Source organism: Streptomyces aurantiogriseus (assembly GCF_014649375.1).
Lineage (GTDB): Bacteria > Actinomycetota > Actinomycetes > Streptomycetales > Streptomycetaceae > Streptomyces > Streptomyces aurantiogriseus.
In genome coordinates this window covers 236,498-252,084 of record NZ_BMSX01000003.1, presented here as the reverse complement: position 1 = coordinate 252,084, position 15,587 = coordinate 236,498, and the positions used below count along the sequence as shown (strand labels likewise).

The following is a 15,587-nucleotide window of genomic DNA, read 5'->3' as shown; positions in this document are numbered from 1 at the left end:
CTGTCCGTGCCCGCGAACAACGACGGCCCCGCCGAGGCCGGTCCCCCGAACGAGCCCCACGAGGCCGCCGCCCGGTCCAAGTCGGAGCAGACCCGCGCGCTGATCCTGGAGACGGCGATGCGACTGTTCCAGGAGCGCGGCTACGACAAGACCACGATGCGGGCCATCGCGCAGGAGGCCGGGGTCTCCGTCGGCAACGCGTACTACTACTTCGCCGGCAAGGAACACCTCATCCAGGGCTTCTACGACCGTCTCGCCGCCGAGCACCGGGAGGCGGTCCGGGAGGTTCTGGCGCGGGAGACGAGCCTGGAGGCGCGGCTGGCGGGCGTTCTGCGGACGTGGCTGGACGTGGCCACGCCGTACCACGAGTTCGCGGTGCAGTTCTTCAAGAACGCCGCCGACCCGGACAGCCCGCTCAGCCCCTTCTCCCCGGAGTCGGAGCACGCGCGCGTGGAGGCGATCGGCGTCCAGAAGGAGGTGCTCGCGGGTTCCCGGGCGAAGGTGCCCGAGGAACTGCGGGAGGCGCTGCCCGAGTTGATGTGGCTCGCCCAGATGGGTCTCGTCCTGTACTGGATCTTCGACCGCACGGAGGGCCGTGAGCGCAGTTACCGGCTCGCGGAGCGGGGCGCGCGCCTCACCGCGCGCGGGGTCGCCCTGTCCCGCTTCCGGGTGCTGCGGCCGCTCGTCCACGAGGTGCACGAGCTGTTCACGGACTTCCTGCCCGGGATGACGAAGGCCCTTCCGGACCCGGCGAAGAAGAAGAGCACGCCGGATCCGGAGGGTCGGCGGAAGCAGTCCGAGAGCTAGTTGACCGCGTCCACCCCGTCCTCGGAGAGGTCCGCCAGCTCCACGTCGAGGACCAGCGGCTCGTCCGCCACGGTCAACTGCCGTGCACGGGAGGCGTACGCCGGGGCCGTCGTCGACAGCAGGTACGTGCCCGGGGACGGGACCGAGAGGATGTAGGAGCCGTCGGCGAGGGAGGTGACGCGGTCCAGTTGACGTCCGCCCTTGGACATCAGGGTGACCGCCGCGCCCTCGACGGGGTGGCCGTCAGGGTCCCGTACGAAGCCGTGGACGACCGAGGCGGAACCACCCTCCCCGCGCGCGGGTTCCTCCGCAGCCGTCGGCTCCTCCTTCGGCTCCACCGCCAGATGCGGCAGCCGCTTCTCCAGCCGGTCGGGCAGCCACCAGTTGGCGTTGCCGAGCAGGTGCATGGCGGCCGGTACGAGGGCCGTACGGAGGATGAAGGCGTCCAGGGCGACCGCCGCCGCGAGGCCCACGCCCGCCATCGCCCCGCCCGAGTCGCCGCTCAGCACGAACGCCAGGAACACACAGACCATGATCAGGGCCGCGGAGTTGATGACCCGGCTGGTCTCGGCGAGCCCGACGCGCACCGCGCGCGCGTTGTCGCGCGTGTGCACCCACTCCTCGTGCATCCGGCTGACCAGGAACACCTGGTAGTCCATCGACAGGCCGAAGAGGAGGGACAGCATGATCACGGGCAGGAAGGCGTTGATCGGGCCCTCCTTGCCGAGGCCGAGCAGGTCCAGGCCCCAGCCCCACTGGAAGACCGCGACGAGGACGCCGAAGGAGGCCGCCGCGGCGATCAGGTTCATCACGGCGGCCGTCAGCGGCACCACCAGGGAGCGGAAGGCGACCAGCAGGAGCAGGAAGCCCAGGCCGATGATCGTCGCGATGAACAGCGGCAGGCGGTCGCCGGTGACCGTCGCGAAGTCCTTGGAGACGGCGGTGACGCCGCCGACGTGCGCCTCGGCCCCGGCGTCCGGGATCACGTCGTCGCGGAGGGTGTCGATGAGGGTGTCGGTCTCCTCGGACTGGGGTGACGTGGTGGGGACCACCTGGATCACGGTGACGCCCTGGGCGGGCGGCAGCGCGGCGACCCGGGCGACACCCGCGGTGTCCTCGATGTCCTTCACCAGGGCCGTGGTGTCGCCGTCGGACACGACCACCTGGAGGGGGCCGTTGAAGCCCGGGCCGAAGCCCTCGGCGAGCAGGTCGTAGGCCTGCCGGGTGGTCGTGGTGGTGTCGTCGTTGCCCTGGTCGGTGGCGCCGAGGCGCAGCGACAGCACGGGCAGGGCGAGGACGGCCATGACGGCCAGCGCGAGCACCGCGATCGTACGGGGCCGACGCTGCACGCCCGTCGACCAGCGGGCCGCGAGACCGCTCGCCTTCTCCTCCTCCGGCCCTCCCCCACTCTCGGCTTCGCTCGAGCGGGAGGTACCCCCAGCGGCGAGCCGGCGGCGCTGCCTGCGGCTCAGCACGCGCGGGCCGAGGAAGCCGAGGAGCGCCGGCAGCAGCGTCGTGGCGGCCAGGACGCTGAGGACGACCGTGAGCGAGGTGCCGATGACCACACCGTCCAGGAAGCGCAGGTTGGTCACCAGCATCCCGGCGAGGGCGATGCACACCGTGCCGCCCGCGAACAGCACGGCCCGGCCGGAGGTGTTGAGGGCGATGACCGCCGACTCCTCGGGGTCGAGGCCGCGCAGGATGCCCTTGCGGTGCCGGGTGACGATGAACAGGGCGTAGTCGATGCCGACACCCAGACCGATCAGGGAGGCGAGCAGCGGGGCCAGGTCGGGGATGTCGGTGACATGGCTGAGGAGCTGCGTGGAGAACATGCCGGTGCCGACGCCGAAGATGGCCACGCCGATCGGCAGCAGCATCGCGAACAGCGAGCCGAAGGCGAGGAACAGCACGATCGCGGCGGCGGCGAGACCGACCATCTCGGCGAGGCCGGCGGGCGGCTCCTGCACGCGCTGGATCGCCTGGCCGCCCAACTCGACCTCCAAGCCGTCGCGTTCGGCGCCCTGCGCCGTGTCGACGACGTCCTCGACGAGCTCCTTGGGTACGGCGTTCGCCTGGTCGGTGAAGGTGACCTGGGCGTACGCGATCCGCCCGTCACGGCTGATCTGCGCCGCGCCCTCGGGTCCCGCGTAGGGGCCGGCGACACTGCCGACGCCCTTCATCTTCGCGATCTCGTCGAGTGCGGGCTGGATCCGGGACCGTACGTCCGAGTCGCGGACCGTGCCCTCGTCGACCTTCCAGACGACCGTGTCGGTGTCCCCCGCGCGCGCGGGGAACGCCTTCTCCATCAGGTCGTACGCCTTCTTGGAGTCCGTGTTCGGGAGGGAGAAGACGTTCGCGTAGTCCGTGCCCGCCGTCGAGGCCGAGAATCCCAGGCCGAACAGCGCCCCCACCCACAGCAACAGGACCACCAGCCGGTGCCGATAGCACCATCGTGCCAATGCCGCCACGCTCGAGCTCCTTCGTCGAAAGTCGGATCGGTCGGTCCCCCAGGTCCTGGGCACCAGAATTGGCGGCGGCACACGCGTGTGGAGCCGAACGGCCATGACTCTCAAGGAACTCCAAAGTGCCGAACCCACCCCGTTGTCAGTGGGCCCGCCGATACTGGGGGCATGACGACGGCTCCTGGCACCGTGCTGGTCGTGGAGGACGAGCCGAGCATCGCGGACGTGCTCGCCATCGCCCTGCGCTTCCACCACTTCGAGGTCATGATCGCGGGCACGGTCCGCGAGGCCCTCTCCCTCGCCGGGCGGACCCTCCCCCACGCTCGAACAGGCTCGCGCGGGGGGACCCCCATCGACGTGGCGTTGCTGGACGTGATGCTGCCCGACGGGGACGGCCGGGCACTGGGCCGTGAACTGCGCGCGCAGCGGCCCGATCTGGCCCTGGTCTTCCTCACCGCGCGGGACGCGCCGGCCGAGATCGTCGGTGCCCTCGGCTTCGGCGACGACTACATCACCAAGCCGTTCGACATCGACGTGGTCGTCGCCCGGATCACGGCGGTCCTGCGGCGTACGCGCCCGGCCGACGTCCTCCCGCAGCGGCCGCCGCTGCGCTACGGCGACCTGGAGCTGGACGAGACGACGTACAGCGTGCACCGCGCGGGCCGCACGGTCGAGCTCACCCCCACCGAGTACGCGCTGTTGCGCTTCCTGGTGCGCAACGGCGGCCGGATCGTGCCCAAGGAGCAACTCCTGCGCCACGTCTGGCAGTACGAGCACACCCCGCCCGAGTCGACCGTCGTCGAGACCTACATCAGCTATCTGCGGCGCAAGCTGGACGCGCTGGGACCGCCGGTGATCACCACGCGGCGGGGTGTCGGATACGGGCTGGCATGAGGTTCCCGAAGCTTCGCTGCGACCGCGTCCGCTCCCTGCGCGTCAAGCTGACGGTGGCGAACGTGGCGCTGCTCGCGGTCGGCATCGTCGCGGCGACGGCCGTGAGCGTGATGGGGATGCGGTACTACCTGCTCGACCAGATCGACGCCGAGCTGACCAAGACCCGTGACTCACTGGGCGGTTCGCGGCTCACCCTGCGGGAGATCGACTCGCTGAGCGTGCTGGGCTTCGTCCGCGACCGGCTCGACCCGCCCGAGCAGGAGCCACGGCCGGACTCGATCTTCACCGCCGTCGACGAGCGGGGCGAGCCCGTGGGCCTGCTCGGATTCCAGCCGACCGACGCCCAGCGCGCACTGGCGAAGGCGGTCGACGACCCGGACGCGCTGATCAAGGACCCCGAACCGCACGACGTCCAGGTGCGCGGCGCCGCCTACCGGGCCACCGCCACCCGGCTCGCCGACGGCACCTACATTCTGCTCGCCACCTCCACCGACGGCCTCCACACGGGCGTCGGCAAGGCCGTCCGGCTCGACCTCGCCATAGGTGCGCTGCTGCTGGCCCTGCTCGGCTGTCTGACGATGTTCAGCGTGCGGCGCCACATGCGGCCGCTGGTGGACATGGTGGAGACCTCGTCGGCGATCGCCGAGGGCGACCTGACCCGGCGCGTCCCCTCCAGCAGCGACCCGACCCTGGAGGTCGAGCAGTTGCGGCTCGCCCTGAACTCCATGCTCCACCAGGTGGAGACGGCGTACCGCACGCGCGAGCGCAGCGCGGCCCAGCTGCGCCGCTTCGTCGCCGACGCCTCGCACGAGCTGCGCACCCCGCTCTCCGCGATCCGCGGCTACCTCCAGCTGTACGACCAGGGGATGCTGCGCGATCCCGGGGAGCGGCGGCGCGCCTGGGACCGGATGAACGGCGAGGTGGACCGTATGGGCCGGCTCGTCGACGAGCTGCTCACCCTGGCCCGGCTGGACCAGCGGCCCGAGCTGCGGCTGCGCAACGTCGACGTGAGCCGTCTGGTGCGGGACGCGGCGCAGGATCTGCGCGCCCAGCAGCCCGGTCGGCCGCTCGCCGTCGATGCCGACGGTGCCGTCCTGGTCCGCGCCGACGAGTCGGGGCTGCGGCAGGTGCTGGGCAACCTCCTGGCCAACGTGCGCACGCACACGCCTGCCGATGTGCCGGTGCGGCTCGCCGTGGAGCGCGCCGACGGTGTCGTACGGCTGCTGGTGGCGGACAAGGGGCCGGGGCTGCCGCCGGATGACGCGGCGCGTGTCTTCGACCGCTTCTTCCGCGCCGGCGGGGGTGCGGGCAGCGGGCTGGGGCTGGCGATCGTGCAGGGGGTGGTGGAGGCCCATGGCGGCGAGGTGAGGGTGGAGACGGCGCCGGGCGAGGGGATGGCGGTGACGGTGGAGCTGCCGGAGCGGCTGGAGGGGTGTGGGTAGGCGCACGGGCGGGGCTGTGGCGGGCCGTCGTCAGGATTCGCTCGCCGCGGTCACCAGGGCCCACACCGTCTTGCCGTGGCGGCCCCTGCTCCACACGCCCCAGGCGGCGGCGATGTGCTCCACGAGGTGGAGGCCCCGGCCGTGTTCCTCCCAGTCGGCCACGGCTCGGAGGCGGGGCTCGTGGTGGCCCTCGTCGGAGACCTCTATGAGGCAGGAGCCGTCGGCGAGGGCGGTGACGGCCACCTCGAACTCGCGCTCGCGGAGGGGGCCGTGGCGTACGACGTTGGTGGCCAGTTCGGAGACGAGCAGGATCGCGTCCTCGAGGGCCGGGTCCTCGGGGGCGTGGCCCCAGTCGGACAGGTGGTCACGGACCCTGTGCCGGGCCAGGCCGACGGACGCCGGGTGCCGGGGCAACCGGAAGGAGTTGCGTCGCACCACGTCTGCTCCTCACCCCGTGCACACCTCCGCCACATGGTTCCCCGTCGGGTGACTGCCCGGTGGCACGCGGGGGCATGCCCCGGCCGGCTCAGATCCAGTTCAGCTTCCACAGCCGGAACACGCCGTTGCCGTCCGCCAGATACTGGCCGCCGCCGACGTCCACGCTGGTCAGGACGTACTCCTTGCGCTGCCACAGCGGGATGACCGGCACGTCGTCGGCGATGACCTCCTGCACGTCGCGGAAGTCGTCGGCGGCGCGGCCACGGTCGGCGAACTGCCGGCTGTTCTGGATGCACCTGTCGACGACCTTGCTGCTGTAGCCGGTGTTCATGGTGGAGTCGGTGCCGACGAGCGGGCCCGCGAAGGTGTCCGGGTCGGGGTAGTCGGCGACCCAGCCGACGGCGTACGCGTCGAGCTTGCCGGACGCCCAGCGCTTCTGGAAGTCGGTCCACTCGTAGCCCTTGACCGTCACCTGGAACAGACCGCTGGCCTCCAGTTGCCGCTTGAGCTCCTGGGCCTCGTCGGCCGCGGCACCACTGCCCAGGCCGTAGCCGTAGGTGAAGCTGACGGGGATGCTGACGCCGGCCTTCTCGAGGAGCTTGCGGGCCTTCTCGGGGTTCTGGTCCGGGTAGTCGTCGAAGAACGAGGTGGTGTGGCCGGTGATGCCGGTCGGGATCAGCGAGTACAGCGGGTCGACGGTGCCCTTGTACACGGTGGCCGCCAACTGCTCGCGGTCGATCAGCCAGGCCATCGCCTTGCGGACGTCGGCGTCGTGCAGCGGGGAGCCCGCGCGGGTGTTGAAGTACAGGTTGCGGGTGTCGGAGCTGTCGACCTCGGTGACGCGCTGGTCCGGATCGCTGGGGTCGAGGGCGGCGAGGACGCTCGGCGGGAGCTGACGCGTGGCGGCGTCGACGTCCTTGGCCTTCCAGGCCTTGTCCAGCTCCGCCGGGTCGGAGTAGTAGCGCAGTTCGACGGGCCGGCCGGTGCCGACGGCGCCCCTGTAGCGGGAGTTGGGCGCGAGGTCGATCCGCTTGCCCTTGCTGTAGCCGGTGAGTTCGTACGGTCCGGTGCCGTCGACCTGGTTGCCGGTGCGCAGGGCGTTCGCGGGGTAGCGCTCGCGGTCCACGATCGAGCCCGCCCCGGTGGCCACCTTGAACGGGAAGGTGGCGTCCGGCGACGACAGGTGGAAGGTGACGGTCGCGCCCCTGGCGTCCACCGACTTCAGGGTGGAGAGCAGGGACGCCGGGCCGACATCGGAGTTGATCTTCTTGACCCGGTCGAAGGAGTACTTCACGTCCTGCGCGTCGACCTTTCGGCCGCTGGGGAAGGTGAGGTCGTCGCGCAGCTCGCACACGTACGTGGTCAGCAGGCTGCCCTCGAAGGAACAGCTCCTGGCCGCGTCCAGCACGGGGGTGGCGCCGCCCGGCTCGTACGTCAGCAGCGACTGGAACACGTTGCTGAACAGCGCCCAGGACCCGGCGTCGTAGGCGCCGGCCGGGTCGAGCGAGGTGACGGTGTCCGTCGTGCCGACCCTGATGGTCTTGCCGGACTTGCTCTGCGACGGCAGCAACTGCCAGCCGCCCACCGCGACGACCGCGAGAACCAGAAGCGTCACGAGGATGCGCATGCGAACCGAGCGCATGGTGGTGCCCTGCCCTTCCCGGGCCCTCGGGGCCCAGCACTTCACGTGCCACTCCCCTTGGCGGCGGGCTCACCTAATCACACGTGTTTCAGCTGGGGGAAGAGGATTCTGGCGAGATGGGAAAGAACTTACCGACCGGCTGTTTCGGCCGAATTTCACAGCTCCTTCTCAGGTTATTTTCAAGGGGAGTTAAAGGGGTGCTATAGGCCTCGGTAACCGATCTGACCGCACGTCAACTCTGCTTCGGCGGAGCCGCAGGGCCTTGCCGGGACGGGGCCGTCAGGCCTGCTTCGCTGCCAGTTCGATGACCGTGATGTCCGACGGGGCGCCCACGCGCGTGGGCGGGCCCCAGGCGCCGGCGCCACGGGAGACGTAGAGCTGGGTGTCGCCGTAGCGCTCCAGGCCCGCGACGGTCGGATTCGCGGCGGCGGCGAGGAGGTTGCCGGGCCAGAGCTGGCCACCGTGGGTGTGGCCGGAGAGCTGGAGGTCGACGCCGTGGTCGACGGCGTCGTGGATCTGGACCGGCTGGTGGGCGAGGAGCACGCACGCGCGCGCGGTGTCGCGGTCGCCGAGCGCCTTGGCGAAGTCGGGGCCCTGGCCCTCGCTCTCGCCCGCGACGTCGTTGACACCGGCGAGGTCGAACCAGGGGAGTTCCGTGCGGGCGTTCTCCAGCGGGCGCAGGCCGAGCCGGCGCACCTCCTCGACCCACTGCTCGGCGCCGGAGAAGTACTCGTGGTTGCCGGTGACGAAGAAGCTGCCGTGACGGGCCTTCAGCTGCGCGAGCGGGGCCGCCGCCGGGCCCAGGTCCTTCACACTGCCGTCGACCAGGTCACCGACGACCGCGATCAGGTCCGGCTGCGTGCCGTTGATCGTGTCGACGACCTTCTGGGCGAAGCCCCGGCCGAGCACCGGCCCCAGGTGGACGTCGCTGACGACCGCGATCCGGTAGCCGTGCGCCGCCCGCGGCAGCTTGGCCAGCGGAACGGTGACCCGCTTCACCTGCGGCCCACGCAGCACGCCGTACGTGCCGTAACCGACGGTCCCGGCGGCGGCCACGGCCGCGGTACCGGCGATGACACGGGAGACGAAGAGCCGGCGGGAGGGGGCGGCGACAAGCAGCGGGGAGGAGCCGGAGTCGGCGTCCTCCGGCCCCTTGGCCCCCTCGGCCCCGGCGCCTGTCGCGCCGGCCCCTCCGGACCGGGCGCCCGGCGCGACGGATCCCTCCGGTGCCACGGCCGCGGAAACGGTTCCCTCGGACGCCGCCCGGCCTGCGGAAACGGTCTGCTCGGACGCCCCGCCCGCTCCCGCTGCCGTCTCCTCACCCGGCCGGTCCGCCGGCACGGACCGCGTCTCCTCGTCGGGTGCGCCCGACGGCATCGGTTCCGGGCGGCGTACGGCCACGCCGGTGGGCCTGCGTCGCTCCAGGTACCGCCGCAGCAGCGGTCGTACCAGCTCACCCGCGAGCACCACCAGCAGCAGGTAGATCGACAGGGCCAGCCACATGAAGCCCGGCCAGGCCAGGGTGCGCTGGAGCCAGAAGGGGGCTCCCGTGCGTTCGGCGACGAGGGCGCCCACGGCCAGGGCCCAGCCGCCCGCTATCAGTGCGGCGCCGCCTCGGCGGACCCAGCCGGGCGCGCGGGTGGTGTCGCGGAACAGGCGGCGCCACAGGTACCAGTTGGCCGTCACGAGGACGGACAGGGCGAGCAGCACGAAAAGGATGGCCACGGTGTCGTAATCCCCGCTGTCGACTCGATCGGTCCGGCTATGACTTGCGGCGCAGGGCGCGCAGTCCGCGCAACCCGATGACCCCGATGACCGTCCCCAATACGAAGGAAACGACAGCGAGCGTCAGGTGGACCCAGAAGTACGCCGTGGGATCGCCGTCCTCGAACGCGAGCCCGCTGCTGTCCTTGACCAGGTTTTTGACGAAAGTGACCCAGATGACCCAGCTCCACACCCCGAAGGCGAGCAGGAACCAGGACACCGGGCGGCTGAGCTTCATGAATTCAGTATCACCGCCCGGTGTCCGGTTCCGTGACCGGGGTGGGGAGGGGCGCGGGACTTCCCGCCGTCTGCCAGGTACTTTCTCCGTCGTGCCCGCACCCTTGAAGACCGCCAGGCGAGCCCTGCTGGTCACCTCCGCGACCCTCGCGTCCCTCGCGCTGACCGCGCCCGTGTCCCTGGCGGCCCCGAGCCCGACGCCGTCCGCGTCGGCCTCGGCCAAGCCGTCGCCGTCGCCGTCGGTCAAGCCGTCGTCGTCCGCCAAGCCGTCGGCTTCGGCTTCGGGCAAGCCGACGGCCACTCCCCCGGCGAACATGTCGAGCGTCGGCGGCGCCCGCCTGGGGCAGGCCGGGACGCAGGTGGACCTCGCGGGCGGCGCGCCGGTGCTGCCGAAGGACCTGACCGCCCGGTCGTGGATCGTCGCGGACGCCGAGTCCGGGGACGTGCTCGCCGCGCACAACGCGCACTGGCGGCTGCCCCCGGCGAGCACGCTGAAGATGCTCTTCGCCGACACCGTGCTGCCGCGGTTCCCGAAGACGCAGCAGTACAAGGTCCAGCCGAAGGACCTGGAGGGTGTCGGTTCCGGCTCCAGCATGGTCGGCATAAAGGAGAACGAAACCTACTCCGTCCAGGACCTGTGGATGGGCGTGTTCCTGATGTCCGGCAACGACGCCGTGCACGTCCTGTCGTCGATGAACGGCGGCATCGACAAGACGGTGGCAGAGATGAACGAGCATGCCGAGGAGCTCCAGGCCCTCGACACGCACGTGGTCTCGCCCGACGGCTACGACGCCTCCGGCCAGGTGTCCTCGGCGTACGACCTGACGCTGATCGCCCGCTCCGGGCTGCAGAAGAAGGACTTCCGCGAGTACTGCTCGACCGTGCGGGCCAAGTTCCCGGGCGAGACGAAGAAGGACAAGAAGGGCAAGACGACCCGCGGGACGTACGAGATCCAGAACACCAACCGGCTGCTGCGCGGCGACTACGACATCTCCCAGTACCCGGGCATCGCCGGCGTCAAGAACGGCAACACCACCAACGCCGGCGCCACCTTCACCGGCGTCGCCGAGCGCAACGGGCGGGTGCTGCTGGTCACGGTGATGAACCCGGAGAAGGACGACCACAACGAGGTCTACAAGGAGACCGCCGCCCTGTTCGACTGGGGTTTCCAGGCCGCCGGCAAGGTGCGGCCGGTGGGCGAGCTGGTCCCGCCGAAGAGCGCGCAGGCCAGCGCCCAGCCCGGCGCCAACGACCCCACCGAGGGGGCCGAGGACTCCGGGGAGGCCGGCGGCGCCGGGAACGTGTCCGAGAAGCCCGTGGCTAGCGCGGTGACCGAGGAAGGCTCCGGGGGCATGGGCATCGCCCTGGCGATCACCGGCGGCGTGCTGGTGCTGCTCGCGGGCGCCGCGTTCCTGGTCAACCGCCGCTGGCCGCTGCCGGATCTGGTACGCCGTCGTCGCTGACGCCGGCGGTGCCCTCGTCGGTGGCCTTGCTCCCCGTCGCCGTCCAGGCGGCGCAGTACAGGACCAGCTTCGCGGTGAAGTTGATCCACAGCAGCAGGGCGATGGGCACACCGAACGCGCCGTACATGCTCTTCGCGGCCACGCCCTGCAGATAGCCGCTGAGCAGCAGTTTCAGCAGCTCGAAGCCGACCGCGCCGGTCATCGCGGCCACGAAGAGGCGGTGGCGCTTCGGCTCGACGCCGGGCAGCAGCGTCAGGACGTAGAGGAGCAGCAGGAAGTCGGCGAGGACGGCGACGACGAAGGCGGCGATCCGCAGCAGGACGCCGCCCCAGCCGGCCTCGTCGATGCCGAGCTGCCGGGTGATCCAGCCGACCAGCGCGGAGGCGACGGTGGAGGTGGCGAGGGTGACGAGGACGGCGCCGCCGAGTCCGACGAGGATGCCCAGGTCCTTGGCGTAGCGCAGGACCGGGTTCTCCTCCTCGTCGGGCAGCTCCCACACCGCGCGCAGGCAGTCGCGCGTCGAGTCCGCCCAGCCGACGCCGGTGAACAGCAGGACGGCGGCGGCGATGAGGCCGACGGTGCCGGCGTTCTGCACCAGGCCGTCGACGTTCAACTGGTCGGAGATGCCGGGAACCTGCTCGGCGAGCTTGTCCTCGAGGGTGTTCTGCCGCTCCGTGCTCAGCGTGGCGGCGGCGATCGCGGCGAGCAGGGTCAGCAGCGGGAAGAGCGCGACGAAACTGGTGAACGTCATCGCCGCGGCCAGCCGTGTCCACTTCACCCGGTCCAGCCGCTCGTACGATCGCCACGCGTGCGTGGCCATCAGTCGCGTGGCGTACGGCCCGATTCCGGGGAGCTTTTTCAGCCAGTCCATGATCCACCCCTGCCCTCGTCAGATCCGACCGATACTCCGGCCGACACCCCCGCCGACGCTCCGACCGACACGTCGATCGGAAGTCCGGCCGACGCTCCGGCCGCTGCCGAACACCCATGTCCGTGTACCCCAGAACCGCAGGACAGTGGCCAGTGCCATGCCGATCCCCGCGCCGGAGACGGTGTCCGCGCGCTGTGAGGTGAGGCCGAGGCCGTAGTGACTCACGGCGAGGCAGAGGAGCTGGACGAGCGCCCCGGCGATGTTCACCGCGACGAACACGGCGTAGGGGCGCAGTCCCTTCACGCGCGCGTGCCGGTACGTGCCGAGCGCGTTGCCCGTGTACGCGATCGTGCAGCCGGCGAGGAAGGACAGGGCTTTCGCGGTGAGCGGGCCCGCACCGGCCGGGCCGCGCAGGTACGTGAAGAGGGCCAGGTCGGCGGCGTAGGCGAGGAGTCCCACGGCGGCGAAGCCCAGGAGTTCACGCCGGCCACCTACCAATTGGCCACCGCCAGCCCGTACATCGCCAGCCACACCAGCCCGATGAGGGCGAGGGCACGGTCGCCGAGGACGACCTCCTCGGGTTCGCCGGCGGTGCCGCGGTCGGCGAAGACGGCGTAGCGCAGGACCGCCAGGATGAAGGCGACCATCGACAGCTGGCGCCAGGGCAGCACGCTCGTGTGCGGCACACCGCCCTCCTCCAGGGCCCACAGGCAGTAGCCGAGCACGGCGACCCCGGCCGCCAGCTGCCATACGAAGCGCAGGTATCCGGGGGTGTACTCGGTGAGCAACGCGCGCGTGGCGCCCTGTTTCCCGGCCATCTGCACGGCCTCGGAGTAGCGCTTGGCCGACACCATGAACAGCGCCCCGAACCCGGTGGTGATCAGGAACCAGCGCGACAGCGGGATACCGAGCGCGAGCCCGCCGGCCATCGCCCGCATCAGGAACCCGGTCGTGACGACGGCGAGGTCGACGACCAGGACGTGCTTCAGGCTGACGCAGTAGGCCAGTTGCATGCCGAGGTACGCCGTCAGGAGGGCCGCGACGAGGGGCTGGGTCAGCCAGGCCGCGGCGGCCGGCGCGAGGACCGCCAGGGCGCCTCCGACGGCGTACGCGACGGGCACCGGGACCTGTCCGGCGGCGACCGGGCGGTGCCGTTTGGTGGGATGGGCACGGTCGGCATCGGCGTCGCGGGCGTCGTTGATCAGGTAGACGGCGGCGGCGCAGGCGGTGAACAGCGCGAAGACCAGGGCGAGTTCGGTGAGGGTGTGCCAGGAGAACAGCCTGCCCGCGGCTGCGGGGGCGGCCACGACGAGGACGTTCTTGACCCACTGTTTGGGGCGGGCGGTGCGCAGGAGGCCGGTGAGGAGGGTGCCGGGGCTCCTGCGCGGGGGCGCGGGCCGAGGCCGGTGCGACCGGTCGCGCCGGGTGCGCTGCTGGTGGAGGGCGGCTTCCGGGACGTCGGCGACGCCCGTCACGGGCGCGGCCTCAGTCATGCACGCCCCCTTCGCACGCCGCGCACGCCGCGCGCGCCCTCTCTCATCCAGCGCGCTCCCAGGCGCGCCGTGAGCGCCCCCAGGGCCGCGCCCGCGGCCACGTCGGAGGGGTAGTGGACGCCGACGACCAGGCGCGAGAGGCACATCGCGGCGGCGAGCGGGGGCACGGGGTGCGCCCCGAGGGCGCCGTAGGCGACGGCGGCGGCCGCCGCGGAGGTCGCGTGCGAGCTGGGGAAGGAGTGCCGGCCGACGGTGCGCACCAGGGGTTCGACGTGCGCGGGGCGCGGACGGCGCACGATCCGTTTCACGCCCATGCTGGCGACGTGCGCGCCCGCTGTGAGCGCCGTCGCGCGCAGCCACGCGCCGCGCCGAGCGCCGTCCACGGCGGCCCCCACGAGCCCCGCCGCGATCCACAGCGCGCCGTGCTCGCCCGCCCACGAGAGGGCGCGCGCGGCCCCCGCCACGCGCGGATCCGCACCACGTGCGCGGAGCGCCGCCAGGATGCGGTGGTCGATGTCGTCCGTGTGGTGGTCTGGGCGGTGGTCGGTGTGGTGGTCCGGGTGGTGGTCCATGTGGACTCACTGTTCATGCCGACCCCGCCGGAGCACCGGCAATATTGAGCGACATCCCATTAATCACCCATTTCGGGGAGAGTGGAATGTTTCAAAACTAATCACCCACAAAGGGACGATACGGTCGCCGACATGCCTGCCGAGACCGCTTCCGAGACCGTTTCCGTCACGGGATGGGGCCGCACCGCTCCCTCCGCCGCCCGTCTGATCCGCCCCCGGTCGTACGAGGAGGCCGTGGGCGCCGTCCGGGGCTGCGGAGCACGCGGAGGCATTCCCCGGGGCCTGGGGCGGGCGTACGGGGACGCGGCGCAGAACGCCGGCGGGGCGGTGTTCGACATGACCGGCCTGGACCGCGTCCATGCCATCGACGCGGCCGACGGGACCGTCCTGTGCGACGCGGGCGTCTCCCTGCACCGCCTCATGGAGGTCCTGCTGCCGCTCGGCTGGTTCGTGCCGGTGACGCCCGGCACCCGCTATGTGACCGTGGGCGGCGCGATCGGCGCCGACATCCACGGCAAGAACCACCATGGGTCGGGCTCCTTCTCCCGTCACGTCCTGTCGCTGGAGCTGCTCACCGCCGACGGCTCGGTCCGCACGGTCGGCCACGGCACGCCCCTGTTCGACGCTACCGCCGGCGGCATGGGCCTCACCGGGGTGATCCTCACGGCCACCGTCCGCCTCCAGCCGGTCGAGACGACCTACATGGCGGTCGACACCGAGCGCGCGAGTGATCTCGACGACCTCATGGCCCGGCTGACGGCCACCGACCACCTCTACCGCTACTCGGTCGCCTGGATCGACCTCCTCGCGCGCGGAGCGGCCACCGGACGCGCCGTCCTGACCCGCGGCGACCACGCGCCCCTCGCCGCACTGCCCGCACGCGCGCGGAGCGCCCCGCTGTCCTTCCGTCCCTCCCGGCTCCCGCCCGCCCCCGCCTTCGTCCCGGAAGGCCTGCTCACCCGGCGGACCGTGGGATTGTTCAACAAAGTCTGGTACCGCAAGGCACCCCGCGCACGGACCGGCGAACTCCAGAGGCTCTCCGCCTTCTTCCACCCCCTCGACGGCGTCCCCCACTGGAACCGCGTCTACGGCCGCAGCGGCTTCGTGCAGTACCAGTTCGTCGTCGGCCACGGCGAGGAGGACGCCCTGCGCCGGATCGTGGGCCGCATCGCGCGGCGCCGGTGCCCGTCCTTCCTGGCCGTCCTCAAGCGCTTCGGGGAGGCCGACCCCGGCTGGCTCTCCTTTCCCCGGCCGGGCTGGACCCTGGCCCTGGACATCCCGGCCGCCCTGCCCGGCCTCGGCGCCTTCCTCGACGAACTGGACGAGGAGGTCGCCGCGGCCGACGGACGTGTCTACCTCGCCAAGGACTCCCGGCTGCGACCCGACCTGCTCACCGCGATGTACCCGCGCGTGGACGACTTCCGCGCCCTGCGCGCGGAACTGGACCCGCGCGGGGTGTTCGTGTCCGACCTCGCCCGCCGTCTCTCCCTCTAGGAGCTGTC

The 15,587-nt window shown here is 71.7% G+C and carries 14 protein-coding genes; 5 read left to right on the top strand and 9 right to left on the bottom strand.

All coding sequences use genetic code 11. The annotated features are described in order from the left end of the window. Positions 1-6 precede the first annotated feature (6 nt). Positions 7-807, top strand: a complete 801-nt coding sequence (locus IE263_RS07700) for a TetR/AcrR family transcriptional regulator (protein ID WP_189933641.1) — start codon at positions 7-9, stop codon at positions 805-807. Here IE263_RS07700 and IE263_RS07695 read toward each other — a convergent pair. Continuing rightward, complete coding sequence (locus tag IE263_RS07695) at positions 804-3,266, bottom strand: MMPL family transporter (RefSeq protein WP_189934300.1); 2,463 nt, start codon at positions 3,264-3,266, stop codon at positions 804-806. The genes IE263_RS07700 and IE263_RS07695 overlap by 4 nt on opposite strands. A gap of 171 nt (positions 3,267-3,437) precedes the next feature. On the opposite strand from IE263_RS07695, the gene IE263_RS07690 reads away from it, so the two are divergent. Together IE263_RS07690 and IE263_RS07685 are read left to right on the top strand one after the other, a co-directional pair. Continuing rightward, positions 3,438-4,163 carry a response regulator transcription factor gene (locus tag IE263_RS07690; protein ID WP_189933639.1) on the top strand — a complete coding sequence of 242 codons (726 nt, stop codon included), beginning with the start codon at positions 3,438-3,440 and terminating at the stop codon, positions 4,161-4,163. Then, positions 4,160-5,605: a sensor histidine kinase gene (locus IE263_RS07685; protein WP_189933636.1), complete on the top strand. Its 1,446-nt coding sequence runs from the start codon at positions 4,160-4,162 to the stop codon at positions 5,603-5,605. The genes IE263_RS07690 and IE263_RS07685 overlap by 4 nt, the downstream gene beginning before the upstream one ends. A 30-nt stretch (positions 5,606-5,635) precedes the next feature. On the opposite strand, the gene IE263_RS07680 is transcribed toward IE263_RS07685, so the two are convergent. The 4 genes from IE263_RS07680 to IE263_RS07665 form a co-directional block, all read right to left on the bottom strand. Next, positions 5,636-6,043, bottom strand: coding sequence for an ATP-binding protein (locus IE263_RS07680; protein WP_189933634.1), 408 nt, complete (start codon positions 6,041-6,043; stop codon positions 5,636-5,638). Positions 6,044-6,131: 88 nt separating this feature from the next. Next, positions 6,132-7,685: an ABC transporter substrate-binding protein gene (locus IE263_RS07675; RefSeq protein ID WP_189933632.1), complete on the bottom strand. Its 1,554-nt coding sequence runs from the start codon at positions 7,683-7,685 to the stop codon at positions 6,132-6,134. 279 nt (positions 7,686-7,964) lie between these two features. After that, complete coding sequence (locus IE263_RS07670) at positions 7,965-9,410, bottom strand: metallophosphoesterase (RefSeq protein WP_189933630.1); 1,446 nt, start codon at positions 9,408-9,410, stop codon at positions 7,965-7,967. A 37-nt stretch (positions 9,411-9,447) separates the two neighbouring features. Then, entirely contained in the window at positions 9,448-9,687 is a 240-nt protein-coding gene (locus IE263_RS07665) for an SCO4848 family membrane protein (RefSeq protein WP_189933628.1), read from the bottom strand. Between the two features lie 91 nt (positions 9,688-9,778). On the opposite strand from IE263_RS07665, the gene IE263_RS07660 reads away from it, so the two are divergent. Further along, on the top strand, positions 9,779-11,149 hold the full coding sequence (locus IE263_RS07660) for a D-alanyl-D-alanine carboxypeptidase family protein (protein ID WP_229910840.1): 1,371 nt from the start codon (positions 9,779-9,781) through the stop codon (positions 11,147-11,149). On the opposite strand, the gene IE263_RS07655 is transcribed toward IE263_RS07660, so the two are convergent. From IE263_RS07655 to IE263_RS07640, 4 genes are read right to left on the bottom strand one after another with little or no spacing between them, the layout of a single operon-like run. Beyond that, positions 11,103-12,020, bottom strand: coding sequence for a YihY/virulence factor BrkB family protein (locus IE263_RS07655; protein ID WP_189933624.1), 918 nt, complete (start codon positions 12,018-12,020; stop codon positions 11,103-11,105). The two genes, IE263_RS07660 and IE263_RS07655, sit on opposite strands and share 47 nt — an antisense overlap. Positions 12,021-12,038: 18 nt before the next feature. Next, entirely contained in the window at positions 12,039-12,518 is a 480-nt protein-coding gene (locus IE263_RS07650; protein WP_189933622.1) for a GtrA family protein, read from the bottom strand. Beyond that, positions 12,512-13,513 (bottom strand): decaprenyl-phosphate phosphoribosyltransferase, encoded by a 1,002-nt coding sequence (locus IE263_RS07645; protein WP_189933620.1) that lies wholly within the window; start codon positions 13,511-13,513, stop codon positions 12,512-12,514. The genes IE263_RS07650 and IE263_RS07645 overlap by 7 nt, the downstream gene beginning before the upstream one ends. Beyond that, positions 13,510-14,085 carry a phosphatase PAP2 family protein gene (locus IE263_RS07640; protein ID WP_189933618.1) on the bottom strand — a complete coding sequence of 192 codons (576 nt, stop codon included), beginning with the start codon at positions 14,083-14,085 and terminating at the stop codon, positions 13,510-13,512. Before IE263_RS07640 ends, IE263_RS07645 begins: the two co-directional genes overlap by 4 nt. Positions 14,086-14,217: 132 nt before the next feature. Between IE263_RS07640 and dprE1 the strand changes: the two genes are divergently transcribed. Beyond that, positions 14,218-15,579 carry a decaprenylphosphoryl-beta-D-ribose oxidase gene (gene dprE1 / locus IE263_RS07635; protein WP_189933616.1) on the top strand — a complete coding sequence of 454 codons (1,362 nt, stop codon included), beginning with the start codon at positions 14,218-14,220 and terminating at the stop codon, positions 15,577-15,579. Positions 15,580-15,587: the final 8 nt, after the last annotated feature.

Coding starts and splice junctions, on each gene's coding strand:
- IE263_RS07675 (WP_189933632.1), bottom strand. CDS start 7,685: ATGCGCTCGGTTCGCATGCGCATCCTCGTGACGCTTCTGGTTCTCGCG.
- IE263_RS07640 (WP_189933618.1), bottom strand. CDS start 14,085: ATGGACCACCACCCGGACCACCACACCGACCACCGCCCAGACCACCAC.
- IE263_RS07665 (WP_189933628.1), bottom strand. CDS start 9,687: ATGAAGCTCAGCCGCCCGGTGTCCTGGTTCCTGCTCGCCTTCGGGGTG.
- IE263_RS07690 (WP_189933639.1), top strand. CDS start 3,438: ATGACGACGGCTCCTGGCACCGTGCTGGTCGTGGAGGACGAGCCGAGC.
- IE263_RS07655 (WP_189933624.1), bottom strand. CDS start 12,020: ATGGACTGGCTGAAAAAGCTCCCCGGAATCGGGCCGTACGCCACGCGA.
- IE263_RS07685 (WP_189933636.1), top strand. CDS start 4,160: ATGAGGTTCCCGAAGCTTCGCTGCGACCGCGTCCGCTCCCTGCGCGTC.
- IE263_RS07645 (WP_189933620.1), bottom strand. CDS start 13,513: ATGACTGAGGCCGCGCCCGTGACGGGCGTCGCCGACGTCCCGGAAGCC.
- dprE1 (WP_189933616.1), top strand. CDS start 14,218: ATGCCTGCCGAGACCGCTTCCGAGACCGTTTCCGTCACGGGATGGGGC.